Annotated in this window: 22 protein-coding genes and 1 pseudogene; 20 read left to right on the forward strand and 3 right to left on the reverse strand. The window is 43.1% G+C overall.

Features of this window, described 5'->3' with window-relative positions; all coding sequences use genetic code 11:
* The first annotated feature begins 2 nt into the window (after positions 1 to 2).
* From NYE35_RS16790 to NYE35_RS16865, 16 genes and pseudogenes are all read left to right on the forward strand, one after another.
* Positions 3 to 944 carry an alpha/beta hydrolase gene (locus NYE35_RS16790; RefSeq protein WP_036677034.1) on the forward strand — a complete coding sequence of 314 codons (942 nt, stop codon included), beginning with the start codon at positions 3 to 5 and terminating at the stop codon, positions 942 to 944.
* Positions 945 to 1,248: 304 nt separating this feature from the next.
* Positions 1,249 to 2,175 (forward strand): ADP-ribosylglycohydrolase family protein, encoded by a 927-nt coding sequence (locus tag NYE35_RS16795; RefSeq protein WP_036677031.1) that lies wholly within the window; start codon positions 1,249 to 1,251, stop codon positions 2,173 to 2,175.
* A 44-nt stretch (positions 2,176 to 2,219) separates the two neighbouring features.
* On the forward strand, positions 2,220 to 3,872 hold the full coding sequence (locus NYE35_RS16800) for a DUF6138 family protein (protein ID WP_341121705.1): 1,653 nt from the start codon (positions 2,220 to 2,222) through the stop codon (positions 3,870 to 3,872).
* A gap of 62 nt (positions 3,873 to 3,934) precedes the next feature.
* Positions 3,935 to 4,243, forward strand: coding sequence for a hypothetical protein (locus NYE35_RS16805; RefSeq protein ID WP_036677026.1), 309 nt, complete (start codon positions 3,935 to 3,937; stop codon positions 4,241 to 4,243).
* Positions 4,244 to 4,276: 33 nt separating this feature from the next.
* On the forward strand, positions 4,277 to 4,729 hold the full coding sequence (locus tag NYE35_RS16810) for an NUDIX hydrolase (protein WP_341121707.1): 453 nt from the start codon (positions 4,277 to 4,279) through the stop codon (positions 4,727 to 4,729).
* Positions 4,730 to 5,114: 385 nt separating this feature from the next.
* Positions 5,115 to 5,795, forward strand: coding sequence for a nicotinamide riboside transporter PnuC (gene pnuC, locus NYE35_RS16815; RefSeq protein ID WP_076213808.1), 681 nt, complete (start codon positions 5,115 to 5,117; stop codon positions 5,793 to 5,795).
* A complete protein-coding gene (locus NYE35_RS16820; RefSeq protein WP_341121709.1) occupies positions 5,792 to 6,802 on the forward strand; it encodes an AAA family ATPase in 1,011 nt (336 codons plus the stop codon). Before pnuC ends, NYE35_RS16820 begins: the two co-directional genes overlap by 4 nt.
* Before the next feature lie 26 nt (positions 6,803 to 6,828).
* Positions 6,829 to 7,716: an NUDIX domain-containing protein gene (locus tag NYE35_RS16825; protein WP_341121712.1), complete on the forward strand. Its 888-nt coding sequence runs from the start codon at positions 6,829 to 6,831 to the stop codon at positions 7,714 to 7,716.
* Positions 7,717 to 7,718: 2 nt separating this feature from the next.
* Positions 7,719 to 8,270, forward strand: coding sequence for an NADAR family protein (locus tag NYE35_RS16830; protein ID WP_036677017.1), 552 nt, complete (start codon positions 7,719 to 7,721; stop codon positions 8,268 to 8,270).
* Between the two features lie 59 nt (positions 8,271 to 8,329).
* The gene (locus NYE35_RS16835; protein ID WP_036677015.1) at positions 8,330 to 8,605 is read left to right on the forward strand and encodes a hypothetical protein; all 276 of its coding nucleotides are present in this window, start codon (positions 8,330 to 8,332) and stop codon (positions 8,603 to 8,605) included.
* A gap of 410 nt (positions 8,606 to 9,015) precedes the next feature.
* Positions 9,016 to 10,974 (forward strand): AraC family transcriptional regulator, encoded by a 1,959-nt coding sequence (locus NYE35_RS16840; protein ID WP_341121714.1) that lies wholly within the window; start codon positions 9,016 to 9,018, stop codon positions 10,972 to 10,974.
* Positions 10,975 to 11,048: 74 nt separating this feature from the next.
* Positions 11,049 to 12,074, forward strand: coding sequence for a FecCD family ABC transporter permease (locus NYE35_RS16845; protein WP_341121715.1), 1,026 nt, complete (start codon positions 11,049 to 11,051; stop codon positions 12,072 to 12,074).
* Positions 12,071 to 13,084, forward strand: coding sequence for a FecCD family ABC transporter permease (locus NYE35_RS16850; RefSeq protein WP_076143611.1), 1,014 nt, complete (start codon positions 12,071 to 12,073; stop codon positions 13,082 to 13,084). The genes NYE35_RS16845 and NYE35_RS16850 overlap by 4 nt, the downstream gene beginning before the upstream one ends.
* A gap of 9 nt (positions 13,085 to 13,093) precedes the next feature.
* Entirely contained in the window at positions 13,094 to 13,951 is an 858-nt protein-coding gene (locus tag NYE35_RS16855; protein WP_341121717.1) for an ABC transporter ATP-binding protein, read from the forward strand.
* 768 nt (positions 13,952 to 14,719) lie between these two features.
* Entirely contained in the window at positions 14,720 to 16,213 is a 1,494-nt protein-coding gene (locus tag NYE35_RS16860) for an SMI1/KNR4 family protein (protein ID WP_341121718.1), read from the forward strand.
* 255 nt (positions 16,214 to 16,468) lie between these two features.
* Positions 16,469 to 17,946, forward strand: a pseudogene (locus tag NYE35_RS16865) (serine hydrolase).
* A 210-nt stretch (positions 17,947 to 18,156) separates the two neighbouring features.
* Here the strand turns inward: NYE35_RS16865 and NYE35_RS16870 are convergent.
* The 3 genes from NYE35_RS16870 to NYE35_RS16880 form a co-directional block, all read right to left on the reverse strand.
* Positions 18,157 to 18,507, reverse strand: coding sequence for a hypothetical protein (locus tag NYE35_RS16870; protein ID WP_036677002.1), 351 nt, complete (start codon positions 18,505 to 18,507; stop codon positions 18,157 to 18,159).
* Entirely contained in the window at positions 18,497 to 18,736 is a 240-nt protein-coding gene (locus NYE35_RS16875; protein ID WP_036677000.1) for a helix-turn-helix transcriptional regulator, read from the reverse strand. Before NYE35_RS16875 ends, NYE35_RS16870 begins: the two co-directional genes overlap by 11 nt.
* Positions 18,737 to 19,030: 294 nt before the next feature.
* Positions 19,031 to 20,209 (reverse strand): MFS transporter, encoded by a 1,179-nt coding sequence (locus tag NYE35_RS16880; RefSeq protein ID WP_076099109.1) that lies wholly within the window; start codon positions 20,207 to 20,209, stop codon positions 19,031 to 19,033.
* A 143-nt stretch (positions 20,210 to 20,352) separates the two neighbouring features.
* Between NYE35_RS16880 and NYE35_RS16885 the strand changes: the two genes are divergently transcribed.
* The 4 genes from NYE35_RS16885 (at position 20,353) to NYE35_RS16900 (ending at position 24,099) form a co-directional block, all read left to right on the forward strand.
* A complete protein-coding gene (locus NYE35_RS16885) occupies positions 20,353 to 20,964 on the forward strand; it encodes a TetR/AcrR family transcriptional regulator (protein WP_038571358.1) in 612 nt (203 codons plus the stop codon).
* A gap of 519 nt (positions 20,965 to 21,483) precedes the next feature.
* Positions 21,484 to 22,035: a TetR/AcrR family transcriptional regulator gene (locus tag NYE35_RS16890; protein WP_038571364.1), complete on the forward strand. Its 552-nt coding sequence runs from the start codon at positions 21,484 to 21,486 to the stop codon at positions 22,033 to 22,035.
* A gap of 413 nt (positions 22,036 to 22,448) precedes the next feature.
* On the forward strand, positions 22,449 to 23,375 hold the full coding sequence (locus NYE35_RS16895) for a DUF2268 domain-containing protein (protein WP_036676993.1): 927 nt from the start codon (positions 22,449 to 22,451) through the stop codon (positions 23,373 to 23,375).
* On the forward strand, positions 23,350 to 24,099 hold the full coding sequence (locus NYE35_RS16900) for a MerR family transcriptional regulator (RefSeq protein WP_036676991.1): 750 nt from the start codon (positions 23,350 to 23,352) through the stop codon (positions 24,097 to 24,099). The genes NYE35_RS16895 and NYE35_RS16900 overlap by 26 nt, the downstream gene beginning before the upstream one ends.
* Positions 24,100 to 24,417: the final 318 nt, after the last annotated feature.

Genomic DNA, 24,417 nt, shown 5'->3' on the forward strand with positions numbered 1-24,417 from the left:
TCATGAGTAATGAAACACGTATACTACCAGAATTAAGAGAGGTTTATTCACAATTTCCTGGGTTTGAATTGGAGAAGAATTTAGAGTGGAGCAGGAGCTTAGTGTCAGCTGCATCCGTGAAAGGATCAGAGCATGTAAACACAACCAGTCGCAAAATCCCGAGGGATGGAGGCGAGATGCTGGTGAAAATTTATGAACCTGCCGGGCGAACGAATGACTTGTTACCTGCCATGCTATGGATTCACGGGGGCGGATACGTGTTAGGACATCCGGATATGGACGACGAATTATGCGAACGTTTTGTTCAGACAGCTGAATGTATTGTCGTATCGGTTGATTATAGGCTTGCTCCCGAGCATCCTTATCCGGCGGCGATCGAAGATTGTTATGCTGGATTGGTATGGATGACGGAGGAGGCAGCCTTGCTTGGCATTGATGTGAATCGGGTTGCAATTGCCGGTGCTAGCGGTGGTGGCGGACTGACAGCAGCGCTCGCGCTGATGGCGCGTGATAAAGGAGGACCCTCTCTTATTTTCCAAATGCCATTATATCCGATGCTTGACAACCGTAACATCACACCGTCCAGTCATGAGATCACAGAAGCAGGCGCAATCTGGAACCGAACAGACAACATAGCAGCTTGGAACATGTACCTGGGCGAGGAGAGCGTTGGCAGAGGAGAATCTACTTATGCAGTACCCTCGAGAGCGGAGAACTTGGCAGGTTTGCCGCCAGCCTATACTTGTATAGGTCAGCTCGATCTATTCCGAGACGAGACAATGGAGTATGTGGCACGACTTGCACAAGCAGGTGTGGATGTCGAATTCCACCTGTATCCCGGTTGTTTTCACCTTTTCGAAATTTTCGCTCCAGAAACAGAAGTGAGTCAGCGCGCTGTTCAGGGCTATATGGATGCGATGGCCCGGGCACTTCACCCTAACTAATTACTGAGACTAAAGTAAACAGCGAATACGCAGAAAAAGTTGATTGGTTATTTAAGTAGAGATACGTAATTATTCGGGAAAGATTAATAAAAAAGATGAGGTTGTTGATTTTTAAAAACAGCCTCATCTTTTGTTATGTATTGATTTCAAAATAGGCTTAGATTACTATCGTATTGTTCATTGGAAGCTTATTTTTTCAATTTTTATTTAGATGATGCAAAACAGTTTAAATATTGATAGGGTAGGCTTATATATTTGTAGGCAACTTGATCCAAATTATATCTAGTGATAAGGAGAATACAACATGTGGGATAAAATTAAGGGTGGGCTTTACGGCTTATTGATTGGAGATGCTCTTGGTGTCCCCTATGAATTCAGATCAGCGGAGCAGCTCCCACCTCTGAAGCATATTGAGTTTACTCCTCCTGTGGGCTTTCAGCCCACCTACCGAGATGTCCCTGCAGGCACCTGGTCGGATGATGGTGCGCAGGCACTATGTCTGCTGGAGAGTCTGATCGATAAAGGTACACTGGAGCTAACTGATTTTGCAGACAAATTGGTCGATTGGTATCACGAAGGTAGATGGGCAGTAGCCCAACAAGTTTTTGATATTGGGATACAAACCAGTCGTACGCTGACTACTTATTACCATGGAATGTCCCCTTACGAGAGTGGCAATACGGTTCCTGATGGGAAAGGGAATGGAGCGCTGATGCGCGTGCTACCACTTGCCTTGTGGCATAAAGGAACAGACGAGCAGCTCGTTCAAAACGCACATACTCAATGCCTTGTAACTCATGGACATATCTGTAATCAGGTATGTTGTGCCTTGTATGTGTTAATTGCACGTGAACTGTTACAAAAGCAAGACTTCAATCTGTGCTACCGAACTGCTCTTAGCAAGCTTCGAAAGATCTACCAGCAGATGCCTGAGCATGAACGGGAGCTTGAAGAGAACATTCAGCCTGATAAAGTATTCTATGGCGAAGGATCTGGTTATGTCGTGGATTCCTTGTTCAGTGCATGTATGATCCTCCAAACCTGCACTTCCTACGAAAATGCCGTCAAACGAGCAGTTGCCTTAGGCAACGACACGGATACAACGGCCTGTATCACAGGCGGTCTTGCGGGAATCCGATATGGCTATGAGCATATCCCTCAGCGCTGGATCAACCAGCTGCGAGAGACAGATCTGGTTGATCAACTGCTGCTCCGTCTTCAATCTGCATGAGGAGTACTAAGTTCTATTAGCATTAACTATGAGGAGGAGTGGGAATGAACGCAGCAGTACAGAGGTTTTTAAACGATGTGTGGAGCGAGATGATGACCATATATAACAAAGAGACTATAAGAATAAATGAATTCATAGGCAATCGTCCGCTTCAGGCTGGGATAAAGGATTATCTCCAAGTAGCTTGGCGTGAAGGAAAAATACATATTGATGTTGAAGAACCGCTTGATTGGACGGACAGCTCTTATGAAATCGAAGCAGGTCCTTATATCGCCGAGCTCACGGATGAATTAATTAGATCTGAACTTTACCCGGCATTATGCAAGAGAGTGGAGGAGCTTTTTTTATCAGATAAACTAGGTCCTCGTTTTTTTGATTACCGATTCCAGATCGTACTTTCCTTTGAAATGGAGGACGAAGACTTAACGCTTTGCGTGCATCTGGTAAACGAAGAGAAGCTGAACGAACTCCGCCAATCATTACAGAAGTTTATAACATCCAAAATCATGTCTGATCTTCCGGTATTGCCGAGTGTTGATGACCAGTTTTTCTTTTCTCATCACTTGATGAATCCTGATCTTTTGAAGCAGGAAGAGAATGCGGTTGGCCCATTAATAGAGCGTTTGTCCGACAAGCTCAGAAGTAATAGGGGACGCTTAGACGAATGGACTGGCCAGTATACTTCGGCTATGGATGATTGGATTCAGAATGTTTTTCTTCCTCGCCATTTTGTGCGTACAGGCAGCTTTAGAATGGATTGGATACCTAAAGAGAATATGGCGCTTATGGATCCGAATGCAGATCAACTTTCCTTTTTTGTATATGCCGCTCTGCAAATTGGAAAAACGAAACCGGACATCCGGGAACAATATTTGAAACTTGCTGTCCAGCTTGGTTCAAAACGCGCAGCGGAGTATATTCAGGGGGGAAGCGGGAAATTCACTCCAGTATATAAAGGAACCCGTGTTGAAGTTGATAATAATGATGTAACCCAGAGCATTGAAATCCGGATTTTGACCGAGGAGGAAACAGCTTATGGAGAAGCATTAGATCACATTAACGAATTGCTGCAGCAAGGATTTCCGAAGGAATATTACCTGAAGCTTAAAAGCAAACAAAAGAACTATCTTCCTCTAAAAAAAATGGCTAAATCAGGTCTTCATCAGTTTTTTGCTGGTGCACTCGCATATCCGGCTCTATATCCTAAGCTAGCTACGTATGCGAATATCGCTATGGAGCCCTATGCGTGGTACAAGGACACAAATCCGGGTGAAAAGTCGGTCATGCCTGGTACCTATGCTGTACTCGGATTAGGATTGTATAGCAAGGAATATTTTTCACTCGTCTCTCGTTATATGGAGATGGTAGATACGGAGCACCAAATGATACAAGATGGTTATGCGGAGGCCTTTATTGATGCGCACGGTGTAGAGGCTGAGCTTATACCAGTCCTAGTAGACATTCTGCTAGCAGGAAATGAGGAAGCAAGATCTGTCAAAAACTTCGTGATCGATCGGGCCGAGCTAGCAGAAGTGCTGCTTCAAGAGGTGTCGCCTAAAGAAATATATGAACGGGAGCAGGTTCTATACCGGATATTCGGAAGTCGAGCAAAGCTGGAAAAAGCCGTGAAGTCAGAGCAGACGGAGCATGAGCTTAGAGTTATTCTATCAGAGCTGCTGACTCTTATAAGTTGCTGATGCTATATAGAGATAAGTGAAGCTAGGATCTGAAATAGATCTTGGCTAAAGGAGGGACACAAATGAGTAACCTAACCTCTCAAAATTGCAATCTAAATATATGGTATTACCTATCAGATGAAGTCTGGGATAAAGTAACTAATATATATGAGAGTATGCCAGGTTGGATAGGATATAAAAATGGAATTCCCTATTGGTTCGGGCAGGAAGATGATGATATTTTTATTGTGGCCTCAGTAGAGCCAAGTGGATTATCATTTTATGCACAGATGAGTAATGGTGATTGGAATTCTTGGATAGAGAGATTTAAATTGGAAGCGACAAAAGTATTAGGATTTGATGTTGGTGAACCCGAAGACGGGTTTATCTGATGTAGTGCACAATTTAATTGTGGAGATGATTTCGTGTTTCAATATAATGTGTGTTTTTTAAAGAGTGACGACCGTATCTTAATGTTGAATCGTGAAAAACCACCAATTATGGGCGTGTGGAACGGTGTTGGCGGTAAAAATGAAGTAGGCGAAAATGCTGATGATGGTGCAAAACGTGAAGTATTAGAAGAAACGGGTATTAAAGTAAGCAAATACTATTCAAAAGGTATCATTACCTGGGATAAAAATGGCGAGGAAAAAGATGGATTGTATCTGTACTTATTCGAAGTAGATAAGAATTTAGGAAATCAGCCCATACAAATAACGAGAGAAGGTATTCTCGATTGGAAACAAATTGATTGGATATTGAACCCAAGTAATTTAGGAATTGCTGAAATGGTAGCTCAATATTTACATGTTCTCTTAGAAAAAGAGGGTGATTATTTATTTAAGTATAAAGACGGAATAGTAAACCTTATAGAGTGAGAATTATAAAATACATACCTAAAAAAACAGTTCACCTATTGGTACGTTAGTTGAACAAGATTGGAGGAAACCCCTTTTATTAGGGGTTTTCTTTTATTTTCACACAATTAAAGTTAGTTCTGTCGAGAAGCCTTCTGGACTTCCAAACGCATACCTTACTGGCGAGGAGTTCAATTATCCCTAGAGCAAAGGGCTTATGCTTGATCCTATAACGAACCATTACAAATGAATAAGTACCTGTCTGTAGAAATAGGAAGAATTTACTTGCCCTTCGCAGGATTTTCTGTTATTTTTGATAGTAACAATATGTTATTAACAAAATGATACTAAGTAAAACTTATGTTTTTCACTCTATGAATGAGTCGAAAAAGCGGAGGGATGCAAGATGAAAAAGGTGGCGGGTAGCTGGAATCTGTTCGAAATTACTTGGTTGGTACTGTTTACCTCAATCGCTGTCGGGTTTACGGTGATAACAAAGGACTCTTTATTCGGATTTACGGTTTTTATTACTGGGGTGTTATGCGTGGTGCTTGCGGCGAAGGGCAACCTGATGAGCTATGTTTTCGGCATGTACAATACCGTCGGTTACGCTTATTTGGCCTATATTAACGGTTTGTTTGGAGAGGTTATGCTCAATCTGCTATTCTTCGTTCCAATGAATGTCATTGGCTTCTACATGTGGAAAAGTAATCGGCAAGAAGACGGTAGGCTGACCATGAGGCAGATGGATCTTAGAAGACTGCTCCTCGTTGGGATGGTCTGTGTAATCGGCTGCTTGCTCCTCGGATTTGGTCTTTCGTTCATTCCGGGACAGAACTCGCCTTACATCGATGCTACTACGACGGTGCTGTCTGTTGGGGCGACCTTCTTAATGGTTAGAAGATTCAAGGAACAATGGCTGGTCTATATCGTGCTAAATCTCTTTACGGTGCTATTGTGGGTGATTCGTATGCTGGAGGGTAGCGGAGAAGGCCTGCTGATGATCGTGATGTGGAGCGCGTATCTGGTCAACGCAGTATACGGGTACTATATTTGGAATAAAGGGGCTAAGGAGGTGGCGGCATGAAAACGCTTGGACTAACACTGGGGAAGTTTGCCCCGCTGCATAAAGGCCATCAGTTCATGATCGAGACGGCACTACAAGAAGTCGATGAATTGATCTTGGTCATTTACGAAACGACGGTCACCCCGATCCCGCTTCATGTCCGGGCAAATTGGATTCGCAGGCTCTATCCGGAAGTCCGGGTAATCGAGGCTTGGGACGGTCCGGACGGGTATTCGGATGACAGGGAGCATGAGATTCGGGAAGAACAGTATATACTCGGTTTGCTGAACGGAGAGCAAGTAACGCATTTTTACTCGAGCGAGTTCTACGGCAAACATATGAGTCTCTCTTTGGGTGCAATAGACCGGCGGGTGGATGAAGCCCGAGAGCGGGTTCCGATCTCAGCGACGATGGTCCGTTCCAATCCATATAAGTACAGGGAGTTCGTAAGTGATATCGTGTACCGGGATTTGATCACGAAAGTGGTGTTCGTTGGAGCGATGTCGACGGGGAAGTCGACGATCACCGAAGCGCTGGCACGGCGATATTGCACGACGTTCGCGAGCGAATACGGACGCGATTATTGGACCGAACATCAGGTGGACCGCCGAATCGGCTTGGAAGCGTTCGATGAAATCGCGGTGGGTCATATCGAGCGCGAAGAACAGGCAATACTTGAGGCGAACCGGGTTCTGTTCGTCGATACCAATGCGATCACGACGTATATGTTCGCCCTGGATTACCACGGCCGGGCCCCTGAGCTGTTAACACGGATCGCTCTTGAGAACGCGCAACGTTATGATCTGTTCTTCCTATGCGCTGACGATATTCCTTACGACGATACGTGGGACCGCAGTGGGGATCAGAAGCGGCATGTGTTTCATAAACAGATTATCGCGGATTTGAAGGAGCGGCGGATCCCCTATATTACGCTGCGGGGGAGCCTGGAGGAACGTATTCGCAAGGTTGATGAAGTGTTGGCAAAGTTCGATCCCTACGGAAACTATTTCGGAGAGCTGAACGGTTAAATCAAATATAAAGGAGGCGTACCCACTTGGATTTGTTGGATAAGGATGGACTTATAGAACGCGAATTTTTGGAGCAATACAGAGCAGGGGATTACGAGCGGCCTTCAGTGACAACGGATATGGTTATTTTCACTGTGACGGAAGAGGATGCTGACAGTTATCGCAAACTGCCGGAAAAAGAGCTACGCGTCCTCCTTATTCGCCGGGGGGCTCACCCCTTCTTGGGCAAATGGGCTCTGCCTGGCGGTTTTGTCCGGCCGAATGAGACGACTGAGCAGGCAGCAGTAAGGGAACTATGCGAGGAAACCGGTGTGGAAGACATTTATCTGGAACAGCTGTATACGTTCAGTGATATCGGGCGCGACCCACGAACCTGGGTGATAAGCTGCAGCTATATGGCTCTGATCAACAGCGACAAGTTGGAGCTTAAGGCAGGAGATGATGCAGCAGACGCCGCCTGGTTCAAGGTATCCTATCGGCCGCTGCGGGAGCAAAAAGAGCTGATTGAGGACGGATACATCAAGACGCTGGAGTACGAACTCAAACTAAGCAGTGAAGAAGAAGAACTTTCGGCGGTCGTGGCAAGGACTATGACAGCGAAGACTACATCGACTGGCACGGATTATGAGATCGTATCGAATGACGGATTAGCCTTCGACCATGCGAAGATCATAGCATGCGCGATTGATCGGTTGCGGGGAAAAGTGAATTATACCGATATTGCACTGCACTTGATGCCGATGCTTTTTACCTTGACGGAACTGCAGCAGGTGTATGAGGTAATTATGGATAAAGAGCTGTTGAAGGCGGCCTTCCGGCGTAAAGTTGTAGATCTTGTAGTGGAGACCGATCATTATACCGAAAATGCGGGGCATAGGCCATCCCGCTTATATCGGAGAAATTTGGAGGGTTAACGATGATTTACAATATCGATGAGTTAAGAAAAGTATATAACGAAGGAAAAAAGTTCAAATTCGTATTTTTTTGGGGACATACACCGCCTAAGGACGGGAGCGTCGATAAAAGCTGCTTCAGCCAATGGTGGATGTGCCCGTTCACGGTAGAGGGAACGCAGTACTCCTGCGCCGAGCAGTTTATGATGGCCGAAAAGGCAAGGTTGTTCGGCGATGACGAAATGCTGGAGTCCATCCTTAAAGCTAAGCACCCAAAAGAGATGAAGGCTTTTGGACGTGCGGTCCAAAACTTTGACAAAGATATTTGGGATAAGGAATGTTACGGTATCGTCAAAAGAGCCAGCTTGGCCAAATTTTCGCAGAATCCGAAGCTTAACGATTATCTTAACTCGACGAAGAACCGCATCCTTGTGGAGGCTAGCCCGCGGGACCGTATTTGGGGGATCGGCATGGGCCAGTCCAATCCAGATGCGGAGAATCCCGTGAAATGGCGGGGTAGAAATCTGCTGGGGTTCGCACTGACGGAAGCGCGGGACGAGTTGCTGCGGAGTTAGATTTATACAAGATTAAGAAAATAGACATGATGAAATCAATGAAAGGATGAGGGAAGACCGTGAGATATACCGATTATATCCGCCTGAAAACAGGTAGATACCAATCTGTAGGAAAGTTTGGTGACAATATTTATGCATATGAGGTCCTAACGGGGGTAACCGACTCCCCGGAGTACCATCAAATATCAATGGCGGAATTCGATTCGTTTGAAACTTGGAGCCAAGAGTACATTTCCGATCTTAAAAAAATGTATGAAATCATTAACCGCCCCGTTATCTGCAGCGGCTACTTGGGGAGAGCGGAGCTTAATACTTCACTGCTTCGTGATATTTAGCTGTAAACTATATCTTCTGCTGAGATTGAGAAACGATTCTCCGATCAGAGGACAAGAACATAGTCTCACTGGAATCCGCGCTGGGCGCGGTTTTTTTATTGGAACAAGTTCTTGTCTTTTGTTCAGGGCAAGAACTTGTGATTGCCGATTCGATGTTCTTCTAAATTTCTCGAAGCGGAAGCCCGCTGAAACGTTCATTTTTACGATATCTGTGTTTAAAGGTGGGGTTGATGCAACGATGACCGTTCATGAAAGCATCCTAGATAAGGATTCTATACATTTATTCGGCCCCTGTCCCCAATATCACTTAATGATGATATACTTACCTCATGAATTATGATATTGATAATCAATATCAATTGATAGGTGATATATAAAATGGAAAAAGTGAGATGAGGGAGCGCAGATAGATGCAAGACGAAGCAGCAGCAAGCCAGGTATTTACACCGGAGATGATCGATACGATGGCCCATATTTGGACACGTTCGATCATTACATTAATAGACGTGCGTTTTCAGAATGTAGCGTCCCAATACCCGTTGGAGCAGTATAAAATGCCTAGTAGCATGTTTATCTATGCATGTGGAGGAGAAGCACAAATTCAACTGAATGAAACCACATTTGGAATGGAACGCTTTGGTTTAGTTCACGGAGGGAAGGGGAGCCTGCTCAGTATTTCACCTATAGGGGAGAATGTGAAGACCTTTATGGTGTTTTATAAAGCAGAATTACCTCTTTTTTTCAAGAGGCACCTGCAGCAATTACTGGAGGAAGTGAACCCATTTGTTCAACAGTTTGGTTATACACCAAGTAATCCTATCTTGCTACTCGATTGGTTTCAACAGATGATGAATGGCTGGAACCGCGGCAAGGCGATGGATCAGCTGCAGGCCAAAAGTTTTCTATATCAATTGATTCATGGGGTCTACAGAGATTTTGAGAGTGGTGAGATTCGGTATCTCCAGCCAGATCCGGCTTGTTCTGCCAAGATATACCTGGATAAACATTACATGCAGCCGATTATGTTTCAAGAAATTGCCGATATGTTTGGGATCAGTGGCGGGCAATTGACGCGGCTGTTCAAAAAGAAGGAAGGCATGAGCTTACAGGAGTACCTCATTCAGAGAAGGATTGAAGCTGCCTGCCATGACTTGAAGCATACAGAAGCAACCATTAAAGAGATCGCAACAGGATCTGGTTTTGCAGATGAGAAAAATCTGTTTCGGATGTTTAAGAAGTATTACAAGATGACACCAAGTGATTATCGGAAAATAAACGCACTATCCATGCAGGTTGATGGTATTGATAATGATTCTCATTTTCTTTACTATGAGAGGGAACTAGCAGGTCTAGTCCAGTCTTATAGAGAAGGGGAATCAACCATGTTTGGAAAAGTAAGAAGTAAAGAAATGATCTTGGCGGCGGCGATGAGCTTGATGCTGTTATTGTCGGCATGTGCGTCGGGAACGCCATCGAATAACGGGGGAATGGTAAATCCAAACCCTGCACAGACACAACCGGAAGTATCAGAGACGACTGCTTCAGAAGCAGTCTCGCAGACGAGAACGATATCCACAGTAAAGGGTGACGTTAAGGTGCCTAACAACCCTCAGCGTGTTGTAGTCGATTACTTAGTGGGTGATGTGGTAGCCCTGGGTGTAACTCCTCTAGGTGTGGCGAGAGCAGCAAGGGACGGGAAAAAGGCTGTTTTTGCTAACCAGATTACAGACTCCATTAAAATAGCTATGGAGCCGGAAGATGTCATGACTCTTGAGCCTGATCTGATCATTTTAGCATGGGGTGATGAAAATTATGAAGATTTATCCAAAATTGCCCCAACAATTTATGTCCCTTATGGTGATATGACTACAGAAGAGCGTATACATTTTATTGGCGATGTTTTGAACAAGCAGGAAGAGGCTAAGGCTGTTTTGAGTGCTTATGCCGGAAAAATCGAAGAAGCGAAGTTAGCCCTTCAGAATGCAGGTCTTTCAGACGTGACGATTACTATGGGGGAATTCAGTGATAAAAGTAACTACATCGCTGGAGCCAAACATGCGGTTGGCGAGCTTGTTTATAATGAACTTAAAATGAAGGCACCATCAAAAGTTCAAACTGATATTATTGACGCAGATAAATATTGGGGAGATATCTCTATGGAGGTATTGGCTGCTTACATAGGGGATTATCTAATCGCTATAGGAGATACGGAAGTTCCTACTAATAATGCGGTCTGGAAATCACTACCTGCTGTGCAACATAATCGGATCATAACGGTGGGTACATCGCTATCTTGGTCCACGGATATAATGACTTCCAGTGCATTGATTGATCATATTATCAAACAATTGCTGGCAATGCCTCAATAAGGGTTTTGACAAGGTATTAAGAAGTACTCCAATTTACAAATATGACTGTCAGTAGGTAAGGAAAGGAAAACGTAATGAAAAACAAGCCTGAACAAAAACGCCGTGGGGCGGTGAACTTCACCATGTACATGGTGGTAGGGCTTGGATTAACGGTTCTCATGTCGGCGGCGTCGATTAGCTTCGGTGCCGCCGACATGAGGTTAGCGACTGCATGGGAGGCTATTTTCCGATTTGATCCAACGCTCACTGAGCATCAAATTATTCAAACCCTACGTCTTCCGCGTACCGTAGCCGATCTGATCGTCGGGTGCAGCCTTGCGGTATGTGGGGCTATTATGCAGGGAACGACGCGCAATCCGCTGGCCGACTCCGGGCTGATGGGGATCAGCTCTGGGGCAGCATTCGCGATTGCTCTTTGCCTGGCCTTTCTGCCGGGTTATTCGTATGGGCAGATGATGCTGTTTGCTTGTCTGGGAGCAGCGCTCGCGACCGGGATCACTTATTTCATCGCGTCACTGGGCAAGCGCGGGATGACGCCTCAGCGGCTGGTACTGGCAGGACTGTCCATCTCCATGCTATTTGGCGCACTCAGTCAGTATTTAGCGATCAATTATAACCTGGGTCGAGCATTGGCATTTTGGACGGCAGGCAGTACAGCGGGGGTCAAGTGGGGGGAATTGCTGATTATCTCACCGCTATTTGTTGGTGGTGTGCTGCTGGCGCTGGCGCTATCTCCTTCTGTTACACTGCTCAGTTTGGGGGATGATGTGGCAAGTGGTCTCGGTATTCGTAGCGGACTGGTCAAGGGGTTATCGACGATTATCGTGCTCGTGCTGACTGGATTGGCTGTTGTCTTAGTTGGCCCCATCGGTTTTGTTGGTCTGATTACCCCACATATTGTGCGATACATGGTCGGTGTCGACTATCGTTACATTATTCCGGCAGTTGCGCTATATGGTGCGTTGCTGACCGTGTCGGCCGATCTGGCTGGACGCTTGATCAATAAGCCGTTCGAAACACCGATTGGCATTATATTTTCTATCATTGGTGTGCCGTACTTTCTCTTCCTGGCTCGCAAGCAAAGGAGGGAATCTGAATGATCAAGCAGCGTTATACGGTGCAAAGGGGCATAATCGTCAATATAGTGCTTATGGTGCTCATCCTTATGTTTGCTGTCATTAGTATGAATTCTGGCAAAATGAATCTTTCACCGCTAGAAGTGCTGAATGTTCTCCTGGGAAATGGTACAGACAAGCAAAATCTGATCGTGTTCGATTTTCGCCTGCCACGAATCACACTGTCGATCTTGGTAGGTCTGGGAATGGGAGCGTCTGGGGTCGTGATGCAGAGTTTGCTGCGCAATGACATGGCTAGTCCGGGGACGCTGGGGATTAGTTCGGGATCAGGTTTGTTTGTCCTGTTCTTTGTCGTATTCATCGCATCAACAGGAAAGGGCTCCTTTATTGCTCTGCCACTACTGGCCTTTGTTGGCGGATTGTTGGCGGCGGGATTAATCTTCTTATTATCGTATCGCCGTGGGCGAGATATCTCACCAATCGGTTTGATCTTAACCGGGGTCGCACTCGGAAGCGGGTATGAAGCGCTGACCACCTTCCTGACACTCAAGCTGAATGATTCGCAGATGGATTTCATGCTGCACTGGCTGGCAGGAAGCTTATGGGGCGCTGATTGGCGCTATATCTCCGTACTGGGACCATGGGTCTTGATTTTACTCGGCTATATTTTCTACAAGTCTCGCATACTCAACACCCTCCATCTGGGCAATCAGACGGCAGTAGGGCTGGGTCTTGCCGTGAAGCGGCAGTTTTTGGGGTTGTCGATCGCTGCGGTTGCTTTATCCTCTGGCAGTGTGGCCGTGGGTGGAAGCTTCTTTTTCGTTGGCTTGATCGCTCCGCATATGGCAAGAAAACTGGTCGGGCCCGATCACAAATTGCTCGTTCCCGCTGCCAGCCTGACCGGGGGATTAGTCGTGGTACTTGCTGACACGATTACGCGCACGGTTAGCCTGGGGGGAGATGTGCCGACGGGAATTGTCATTACGGTCATCAGTGTTCCGTACTTTCTTTATTTACTATCGAAGGCCAATTAGGAGGACGTCATGGATAGTATTACAGCGCAACAAATCGATATTGCCTATAATGACACGCTTATCGTACAAGAACTGGACTTGCAGATTCCGCGTGGACAGATTACCTCGATTATTGGTCCCAATGGATGCGGCAAATCAACCGTACTAAAGGCAGTTGGTCGGCTGCTTAAGACGAATAATGGTACGGTTTATCTGAATGGTGCAGATATCCGCACGTTGTCCACCAAGGAAGTGGCCAAGCAGATGGCGATTCTGCCGCAGACGCCGACCGCACCAAGCGGTTTGACGGTCGGTCAATTAGTCGCCTATGGGCGTTTTCCACATCAACGGGGCTTCGGCAAGCTCTCCAAAGAGGATAAGCAAGTAGTAGCCTGGGCCCTATCGGTTACACAGCTTACAGCGTTTGAGCATCGTGAGGTCGATACGCTATCTGGCGGTCAGCGTCAGCGCGTATGGATTGCGATGGCGCTCGCCCAGCAAACCGATCTGATCCTGCTGGATGAACCCACCACCTATCTGGACCTGGCGCATCAGCTTGAAGTGCTGGAACTGCTCTATGAACTGAATCGCAGTCAACAGGTGACGATTGTGATGGTGCTGCATGACCTGAATCTGGCAGCACGCTTCTCCGACTATATGGTGGCGATTCGTGAGGGCCAGGTGGTGGAGCATGGTTCGCCAGAGCGTGTAATGACGGTACGAACGCTGCGTGAGGTGTTTGCTATTGATGCCGAGATTATGCTGGAACCACGAACAGGGCGACCGGTGTATGTGACGTACGAGCTCTTGCGTGATAGTCGTAGAGAACAAGGAGTAGATCAAGGATTCCCAAAAGCTAAGGAACAGAAAGAGGCGATTGCCACTTGAAAATCGCATAGCGTGTCCTCCTAGGAGCACGGAAATACTGGTGCAGTTAGGCATTGGATTTGCCGGGGTCGTGATAGCCACGATTCAACGCGTATAGCCTTTGCTGTAGCTTCCACAAGCAACTCCATAAAAGGGGGCTATGGCTTTGTTGGGGAGGGGAGAGATAATAATAAATTACAACATATCCTAAATAAAATTCAAAGCCGCAGGTACCTAGCTTGCGGGCTTTTTTTATTATTCGGAGCACTAGATTACGTGATTAATTTGAGAAAACCAGTATATATAACACTAAATGAAGCAAGGAGGACTATTGAAGGTATCAGAGGAATGCGCAACAAGCAGATTGCCCGGAAACTGCAGATGGGGACCGCAACACAGCAGTTGAGAAGATCAGCTGGTTCAGACTCAGGGCGCACAATCACAATAGAATCTAAACGTGGCTGAAAGCTTGGAACAGATGTATCCCGCGGTGAGGACAAATCGGGCTGAACCGTACCATAAATAGGGTAAAAAATTAGTTGTGAATGAAGTTTATATAGAGATAAAATTAACCCCTAAGATGACTCTTAGGTTTTTGTATATGACTTAATACAACAATATTTACAAATTCATGATACGATATTGCTAAATTGGGAAATAGATGCTCCATATGTAAGATAGAATTAATTATTGATAGAACTGTTGAAGATGAATCATAACAAAATGATTGATGATCAACCAAGGATGTTTACTGAAACTATTATGACTCTGTAGAATGGGGGCCACTATATGTCATTAGCTAATAAAAAAGAAGAGTGTTTAATTATTGAGACATTAAAATCGCATATACCAAATGTAGAGGAATTATTGAATCCAGCAGTTGAGGAATCAGAAATAGATCTTTTCGAGAGCATGATGAACTGCAAATTTCCAGAAGATTTCAGAAAGTTATACATGAATTCTAATGGAGAAGGAGAGCAGATTTTTGGTGTTATGGCTGGTCTTGGTTGGATGAACATTGAATCGATAGTAAGCAACTGGAAGTCCCTTTTGGAATCAGCATACGATATTATATCCAGCAAATCAGATGTAATAAAAGATGGGAACTACAGAGAAGGCTGGATTCCTTTTGCTGAAGATGGTGGTGGCTCATTTTTGGCAATAGATTTAGACCCCGGAAATAAAGGCGTTTATGGGCAAATTATTACGATAGATCATAATTCTAATTTTTCCTATGTTATTGCTGAAAGTTTGGGGCATTTCTTTGAATTTATTGATTCGAGCCTCAGAAATAATAGTATTGGTATTCGTGAAGAAGATGATATAATCATATTATCTCGTGAAAATGGAAGTTTGTTAGATGATATTTTAGCTTTGACTAATTGGAATATCGAAGAGAACAGCCTTATCCCTGTAAGCGGATTTTGGGAAGAGTATTTTAAAGACGATGTTGAGAGTGGTTTTGTATCTTCAAAAACATTGAAAAAAAAGAGAATGGTATTTATTAGAGCTGATCAAGCTCAAAAATACGGAGCAATATCTTTGGATATTTTAACCCATATGGTTAATCTTAAAGAACTTATTATACATGCGGATGAAATTACTAATTTTGATGTACTTCAACGGTTGACTTCTTTAGCAGAACTTGTGATAGGATCAGAAGCTTTTAAAGAGTCTGATTTGAAGTACTTGGTTTCTTTAGATGGGTTAAGGAAGCTAACATTAATAGGACTTCCATTAAAAGATATACATAAACTGAAAGATATAAAGAATTTAAAGAGTTTGAGATTATGTAGAATGAACTCAATTGAAATGGAATTAATAGGAACTATAAAAAATTTGAAGGAACTAAGTTTAGAAGAAATGGAGGTTGGCGACCTGCTTTATATTTCAAACCTTAGTAAGTTAATAAAACTAGAGCTCAAACAAGTGACAATACCACATTTATCATTCTTAAAAGCTTTAAAGAATCTTACGGTTTTTGAGACAGATAGCTGTGCAATAGATGAATCACATATAGAGGTTATAGGAGAATTGAAGAAATTAAAGCAGTTCACTTATCCGGTTGGAGATTTAACAATACTCAAAAATTGTATGAGTCTAAAGCAGATTGGAGTAGATGCATCAAGACTTAAAGGTTTGGAGGAAATTTCAGACTGTAATATAGTCGATATAACTATATTTCATGCAACATCGAAAGAGAATGCGAAGTCCGTAGTCGCGGAGTTTAGTAAATACTTTAAACTTCAGTCATATGGATGGCAGGTAACATGGAAAGATTAATGAAACTTGCCTACGCTGAGCTTTATCATAATAGGGTGGAATTTTTATAAAAGAAAGGAGACCTTTCCGGTAAGCAATCAGAGGGGTCTTTTTTGCGAAACAAGAAATAATATACATGGGTCTGTGAAGTTTACAATTGTAATCTAATTATTGAACGTCTAGCATTAAGTAAAATGGAACGATACATTAGGTGGATAAGGCGTACTACGGGTTGTTTATATTATCCTCGCATAATTTTTTCGATATGGAGAGTTTATGAAAAAGACTATTGTTTGTGTGATAACGATACTTATATTAATCTCAGGATTCGCAACACAAAGTTATGCGTCGTTGTCAGATACGCAATCTGCGGCAATACACGCGTTGCTGGATGATGCCCGTCGTATATCAGGTGTGCCGGGAATGTCAATCTCGATACTTGCTGCTGATGAAATGTTCTACTTTTCTTCCGGGTATGCAGACCGTGAAGGTGGATTGTCTGCAAGTGAAAATACACTATATGAGTTAGCCTCGGTCAGTAAAGCTTTTACCGGCATGGGCATTCTGCTGTTGGAGGAGCAAGGGCTGCTGTCAATGACTGACACTGTCCAAAAATATTTACCTTGGTTTACGTTAAAGTATCAAGGGAAACCTGTTGATATGACAAGCCTTACACTCAATAACTTTCTTCACCATACTAGCGGCCTAACAAATGGTAGGCATTCTCAAAATATTCCACAAGGCAATACACCAGATTTGTTGCAAAAGACTGTGGAAATGCTGGTAGATGCTGAGTTGGCGTTCCCTCCCGGTGAACAGTATAGCTATGGAACCGTTAATTATGACGTATTGGGTTTGGTTATTGAGATTGTGTCGGGACAAAGCTATGAAGACTTTATGAGGGAACAGGTATTTCAGCCGTTAGGTCTTCACCAGACGTATGTTTATAAAGAAGAGGCTCAAGCCACCGGACAGTTGGCACAGGGCTACCGTTCTTCCTTTTTTATGACAACTCCATATAACGCGCCGGATTATTCGGGAATAAACCCGCAGGCTACATCATTTCTTGTACAAAAGATATGGCGCGTTGGATGGGCATACAGATGGGTATTGTGAAGGACATACCCGAAATATTCCATACGGTTATCGAAAAATCACATCAGGGGGATATGTCTGTTCCGGATGTCAACGAAATGTATTATGCGGCGGGCTGGACGGTAAACGCCAACCAAACGATTATAGAGCACCCCGGGGGAAATCCCAATTTTGGAACCGAAGTGATCATACTGCCAAATGAACGAACAGCCGTCTGCTTGCTGACCAACGGCGCCAATATCAACAGAAGCATGGTACTAAAAATCAAAGATATATTAGACGGCAATCTAACGCAGTCATATGAAATAAGCGGCACACAGCTTTTGGACATCATTTTATCGTCTACCACAATTATTTTTTGCCTATTGGCCGTTCTGTTCTTTCTCTTAGGATTACGCAGAAGAAAAATGAATGGGCGGCAGCCAATGACAAAAAAGCGAATAATCGTAACATCTATTTTGCTGATTGCTACGATTGCCCTGTGTATAATGTGCTGTGTATTAGATTGGTCAACGATACTTATTTGGCAAACATATAGTGTTCTTACAGCCTTGATTGCGTCAGCATTATTAACAGCAAGCATTACATGGTTTGTATACACTCACCGATATAATAGTCTCATAAGAGGCGGGGCAGAGCGAGGTTTTTTTGATTTATGAATACATGTTCTTGTCGCGATCAAAGGACAAGAACATGTAACCATTGCCGCTAGAAGCAGAGGGGGAAGGTACATAAAAGGATATTTTTGATTTTAGAAATTTATTTTACAACCCGATTGCACCTATTGAACTTCCATATCACTTAGTTAGTATATTTATCAACATTGTCTAATCCCCATCCTTAGCTGGCCCTCGCTCTGCGACCCTTCCTTACGACAAATCCTTTTTATACTGGATGGCCATGTAAATTCCACCAGCTAAAAATGCTAGCGCATATTTGAACAAGAAAAAGATGTTCCACATATACTCTTTAGGAAAAATCATGTCACATAGAATAATTGTCAACAGCATAAAGTAACTGCTTTTCAAAAAGATTTTATTTGTCCGTTCATCGTCTTGCCCAATCTTCTTATAAAATACATAGGTAAAAATCGCACTACCCATGAGCAGTAAAAAACCGACTCCAATGAGAATATTCCAATTTCCCGTAGATTGCTCAGCCCAGGACTTTAAAGGGTGAAAAATTGCGTTATGGATATCAGAAATAGACTTAATTTTCATTTTGATCATTTCCTTTCAAATAAGTAAAAACATCGTTTACATCAACATTAAAAAAATCAGCAATCCGAAAAGCCAATAGCAGAGTCGGAACATAATTCCCTTTTTCCATTACGAAAATGGTTTGTTTGGAAACCCCGACTTTCTCTGCTAATTCTTGCTGAGACATTCTGGCAAGTACACGATATTCATAAACCTTATTGGATATTGAATCACCAAAATCTTTCTTCATGACCATCACCTCTTGAAGCAAATTATAAACTTATTTTTAACAAAAGTAAAGTATACTTTCACTAAGTAATATAAAACCTTTATATTTACTTAGATTGCTTTGATTTACAAGACTAGACTACAAAAAGAACCTGACGAAATTCATGATTCCGCCTGGTTCACATATCGATCTGATATAATTTATGGTTTTTGGTGGTGCATTTTATGATTTTCAGTGGCGCAAATAGATGAATGATTGCCACGATCGTGCAAGAACAATTCACAGTCAATAGCAGACGGATGGCAATCGGATTACTTAACGGATCTGGGATGGACGAAATCCATACCTTTTAGCACGCCAGGCAACAAACAGAGCAAGAAGCAAGAGAAGCAGGAGTGCCCAAGGAAAGGAGGTTGTACCCCATTGATTCAGAAGGACTCCTCCCAATATCCCACCGCCGGCGATAGCCAGATTCCAAACCGTTGTATTGATAGGCATCACGATATCCACACCTTGCTTCCCGGCAGCCTGGGCAAGTGCCGTCTGCAACAATGTTGCCGCACCACCGAATGTCAGCCCCCACAACGCAACAGAAATGAAGATAATAGTACCATGCTCACTCCAAAGTCCTAGTACAAGAGATATCAGAGCAAATCCGGTAAGACTGATGAGAACCAACGGACGCAACCAACGATCAATGAAAATCCCAATCACCCAGATTCCCACCAGTGCCATAATCCCAAAAATAAGTAGAATCTGTCCGAGATAGGGTTCTAGCCCCATATCATCCAGGAAAGGAGAGATATAGGTGTACAAAATATTATGTGCCAGCATCCAGGTAAGAACCACAGCCAAGATAGGAATCACCCCAGGTGTGAGTAAAACTTTGAATACTGAAATGCGTTTATCAGCCGACTGTCCCGGATAATCGGGAACTTTCCAGAGCACCCAGAAAATTAGCAAGAACGCCAACAACGACATCAACCAGAACACCGAGCGCCAGCCCATTAAGGTTCCTATCAGCGTACCGGCAGGAACTCCAAGGGATAAAGCAATGGGTGTTCCAATCATGGCTACAGCCATGCCCCTTCCCTTTAGATGATCAGGCACCATACGTAGAGCATAACTGGCAATCAAGCCCCATAAAACACCGGCAGCTACTCCGGCAAAGAAGCGAGCGACAAGTGTTAGTACATAGTTCAATGAGAGAGCTGTAATAGTGTTGAAGATAAGAAATCCGATAATCGATAGAAGCAAAAGCGGACGCCGCCGCCACCCCCCAGTCAGTACTGCCACGGGTATGGCGGCAACCATCGAACCAATGGCGTACAATGTGACAAGTTGTCCAGCCAATGCTTCCGACACCTGTAGCCCTTCTTTGATTTGCGGCAACAACCCCGCGGGAAGGGTTTCAGTCATAATTGCAATAAAACCAGCCACAGCTAAGGCTAACAACCCCAACCATGGGAAACGATTAGAAGATAAATCAGACATCTATGAGCCTCCTTCTAGGCAGATATGAAAAATTAATCGACTTGTGGATCGATCATTCCTTATGTTATTCAACCTTTCACACCTTGTCAATAACTTTTGGATCGATTAGTATATAATTAAGAAAAACAAGGGGGGGATCTCTTATGGCAAGAACTGGACGTCCACGCATTTTTGATCGGGATGAAGCGCTTTTAAAGGCGATGATGCTCTTTTGGGAACAAGGATACGAAGCAACCTCGTTGCTACAACTTCGAGCGGACATGGGAAATATTTCAGCAGCCAGTTTCTATGCGGCCTTTGAGTCAAAAGAAGCCCTGTTTAAAGAAGCTGTTGAACAATATATGGGGACTTTTGGACGAGTCACGGAAAGTCTTGCGGATCACACGCTTACTCCTCGGGAAGCAATTGAAACAACTTTAAGACGTACCGCAAAAATGCAAACGGATAGCGATCATCCGAATGGCTGTTTGATTGTGCTGTCAGCTAGCACATGCTCCTCCAAAAACAATCATATTCGTGAAATTGTTGCTGAAAAAAGAAAGCAGATTCGTAGCCACCTGCAAGATTGCATCCAGCGTGCCATAGATGTTGGTGAAATTCCTTCGTCCATAGATGTCTCGATGATGACTACCGTCTTTGATACCTTCATGCATGGCATATCTACACAAGCAAGGGACGGAGTCCCTTTTGCAACGATTGATCGCGCCATCACGGAGGTAATGGGCATCTGGGAGTTATTTAAACATTCAGCCTGACTTTAAAGCGATAGAAAAACCAAAATAGAGCACTCGGCCATAACGTGAGTCAAATCAAAACACCTTTAAGAAAGTTCTTCCCAGTCGTAAGATAGGGGGATCATTTGAGAGGTGTTTTTGTGTTGGTAACCAAAGTGGGCTACTCCGTAGAAGTGAAGATGAAAGCCATAGAAATGAGAGTGGCGGGCGTTTCGGGGAGAGATTATCATGGGGCGTTTTGGACTTAATGGATTGCAAGTTAGGAAAAGTGGGAGGGGAACGTTTATGAGTTTTGATTATTACTGGGGATTCTTTAGTGCGATATGTGGATATGTATGGTGTTCTGTGAAAAAAAGTCTTAGACTGGGTCCAGTAAATTGTTTTGCTGACAATTAAACCACCCCTACTTATTAGCATTTTCTTTTAATTATCCGACAACATGTTGTATGATGTGATTATAAATCTTCATTATTCCTTGATCAACCATCAGTTTTTTATGATTTGTCGGATGATATTCTTATTCACTAGTAGGAGGGTAACATGAAAAAGCAACCCCAAATAACGGAGAAAACAAGACAAAAGTTTGTAGAAGTTTTTTGTGAGTTATATAGCCAAAAGCCGATTGAAAAAATTTCGATTCAGGAAATTTCGAATAAGTCAGGATATAACCGCAGCACCTTTTATCAATACTTTACTGACATTTACGAATTGTTAGACTCTGTTGAAAATGACTTATTGAATGACATGAAAAAAGAATTGGCGAATAAAGAGCTATCGAAGGATACGGTTCAAGATACGCTCAATTGTCTGGATAAAAAAGAACATCTCCTGGTTCTTAATGCCCTTTTGGGTGATTATGGAAGTGCCCGTTTTTTAAAACGCTTAAAGAAAGAAATCACTTTGGATCAATTAGGATTAAACGTTCCGCAAAACCAATCCTTAACGCCATACTTCATTGAGTTTTACCTGACAACTGCTCTTTCTTTGTTTCGTCTTTGGCTCCAGCGTCAAAAGGATTTATCGTCTGAAGAATTTTTCAAGTTAGTGGAGAACCTATATTCAAGAGGGATTACGCCCTATTTTAAAGAATGAGTCTGTCATTCAAACCAAATCCATATGTTCTATAACAATAAAAAAGCGCGCATAAGCTTGTTTACACAATATACTCCATAAAAACTGACCTAACTTACTCTTAAGGTGGACGATGTTATAGAGCACGAGATAGGGCGTTATTGCTTATATATGTACGGAGCGACATTCCATACGATCAGTTTCTGTTATATTGAAATATCAACGAAATTGTTTGTAACCTTTTGCAAATTCGTATCTAACAATTGATTCAACGGTGTAATCATAATTATTAGGGCAAAGGAGAATCATCTGGGAAGAAACTTATATAACTGGCGATAAAAGTACCTAATTATCAGTATTTGATCCAAATTACTTGACTATGACGTTAGGTCATAGTGCATAATTCTCACTATAGACGACTAGGAGTGAGAGATATGAACATAAAAACATTGCGTTCAGACCACATTTATCAAAAAGTTGCCCAAGCTTCGCCCGAGGAAAAACTTGAATTATTCAGAAATGAAATGATGGCTCCCTTTATGAAACAATGGCAAATTCAACAGATCCCTTTTAGAGCTGAAGAGGGGAATGGTTTTGACGTTGTTACGTTTAATAGTATAATGCATCGATCCCCTGATCAGATTACCCAGCAGATTTCATCTGAGGTAGAGTTGATTTCATCAGATTCTTTTTGGTTAGAGTGTGAGCACGCGGTAAGGAAAAGCCTCCGTCTATTTATAGAGCATGAAATAAGTCTCCCCGTATCCGAATATTTGTTTACCATTCAACTAGGGAATCCTGAAAGCAGTGCCTTAACAATAAACGAAGGATATAGTGGCTTTGGGGGCATTCCCGGGTTTATCTGGGGTACACTCTTGCCAAATGAGTACACGATTTCTCGAATGAAGGCTGCGCTGGCGCACGAGTGCAACCATAATGTGCGATATCAATTTATTCAGTGGGATCACACCGTTAATTTGGGCGAGCTCATTGTAAGTGAAGGATTAGCTGAAAACTATGCTATGTTCATGTTTGGCGAAGAATTGCTCGGCCCTTGGGTAACGAAAACAAACGCAGACACACTTAACAGGCGCATAAAACCTGTCCTTAGAGAGCAATTGCAATTAACAGGGTTTGATAAATTTGCTCCGTATCTTTACGGTGACGAGATCGCCAAACTTCAAAACTTTGAACCGGTCAATATGCCTTATAGTGCTGGCTACGCTTGCGGATATTATTTAATCCAATATTATTTAAGAAAAACAGGAAGAACAATCTTTGAGGCCACAATAACACCTGCTGCTCAAATACTAGACGAAGTAAAAGGATTTTGGGATGAAGAAACCATTATTAGCTGTTAAAGATATTGTTCAGATTACAGGCATTACAAGCCGGACCTTGCATTATTACGATAGGATTGATTTATTTAAACCGACACATCTGACGGAAAAAGGGTATCGCTTATATGATCGAAGCAGTTTGGAAAAACTTCAAACTATTTTGTTCTTAAAGGAATTGGATTTTTCCTTGAAAGAAATTGCGGACATTTTAAAGCTGACCAGGCAAGAACAGAATCAAATATTAAAGAAGCAGAGACAAACCTTATTTTCGAGAAAACAAAGACTAGAAACCATCATGGTTGCTCTCGAAGAATACGTTTCGGGGAATGATATTAGTAATTTGCAAATTTTCAACAATTCTTCCGTTTTGCCATTAAAAGAACAATATGCAAATGAGGCGAGATTCATCTATGGTGAAACAGAAGCGTATAATGTGTTTAATGAAACGTTGGATAAACTATCACAAGATGAAATAGATGAACGTTTTCAATCGATGGAGGAAGTATTCAAGCAAATTGCGTCTTGTGTCGATCAGCATCCTTCCTCCGATGAAGTTCAGCGATTAATCAAGGAGTGGAAAAAAAATCTAATGCAATTCATGCCATGTGATAAAGAGCTACTGGCTTGCATTGCCGATACTTATAAATTCGATGTACGATTCAATAACTACTTTAATCAATATAGCAATGAGGATTTTGCAGATTTTCTACACAGTGCTATTATGCATCATATATCTCAATCGTGAACAGGAAAATTCGTTTGAAACTTCGGTTGATAAGCGGAGTGTGCAGATAGAAGAGAGGAACAATATAGAAAAGACAGCCAAGATAAATAATTTGAAAGCCACAGATAATGCAGTTTTTATAATAAAAAATGAGGAACAGATAGAGAACGCCATACCATATAAATCGAAAACATTTTGGTATGAGTCTTGGCTGAAGATAAAAGAGTTCTTCGGAGTCTAACACGGTTGAACTAACGGGAAACGAAGGCCCGCGATGGAACTCGCCCAACAATTGGGCAGACGCATGGGGAATTTCATCGTTATAGGACTCTTTATGAA

This window comes from Paenibacillus sp. FSL L8-0494 (assembly GCF_038003695.1).
GTDB lineage: Bacteria > Bacillota > Bacilli > Paenibacillales > Paenibacillaceae > Paenibacillus_AQ > Paenibacillus_AQ odorifer.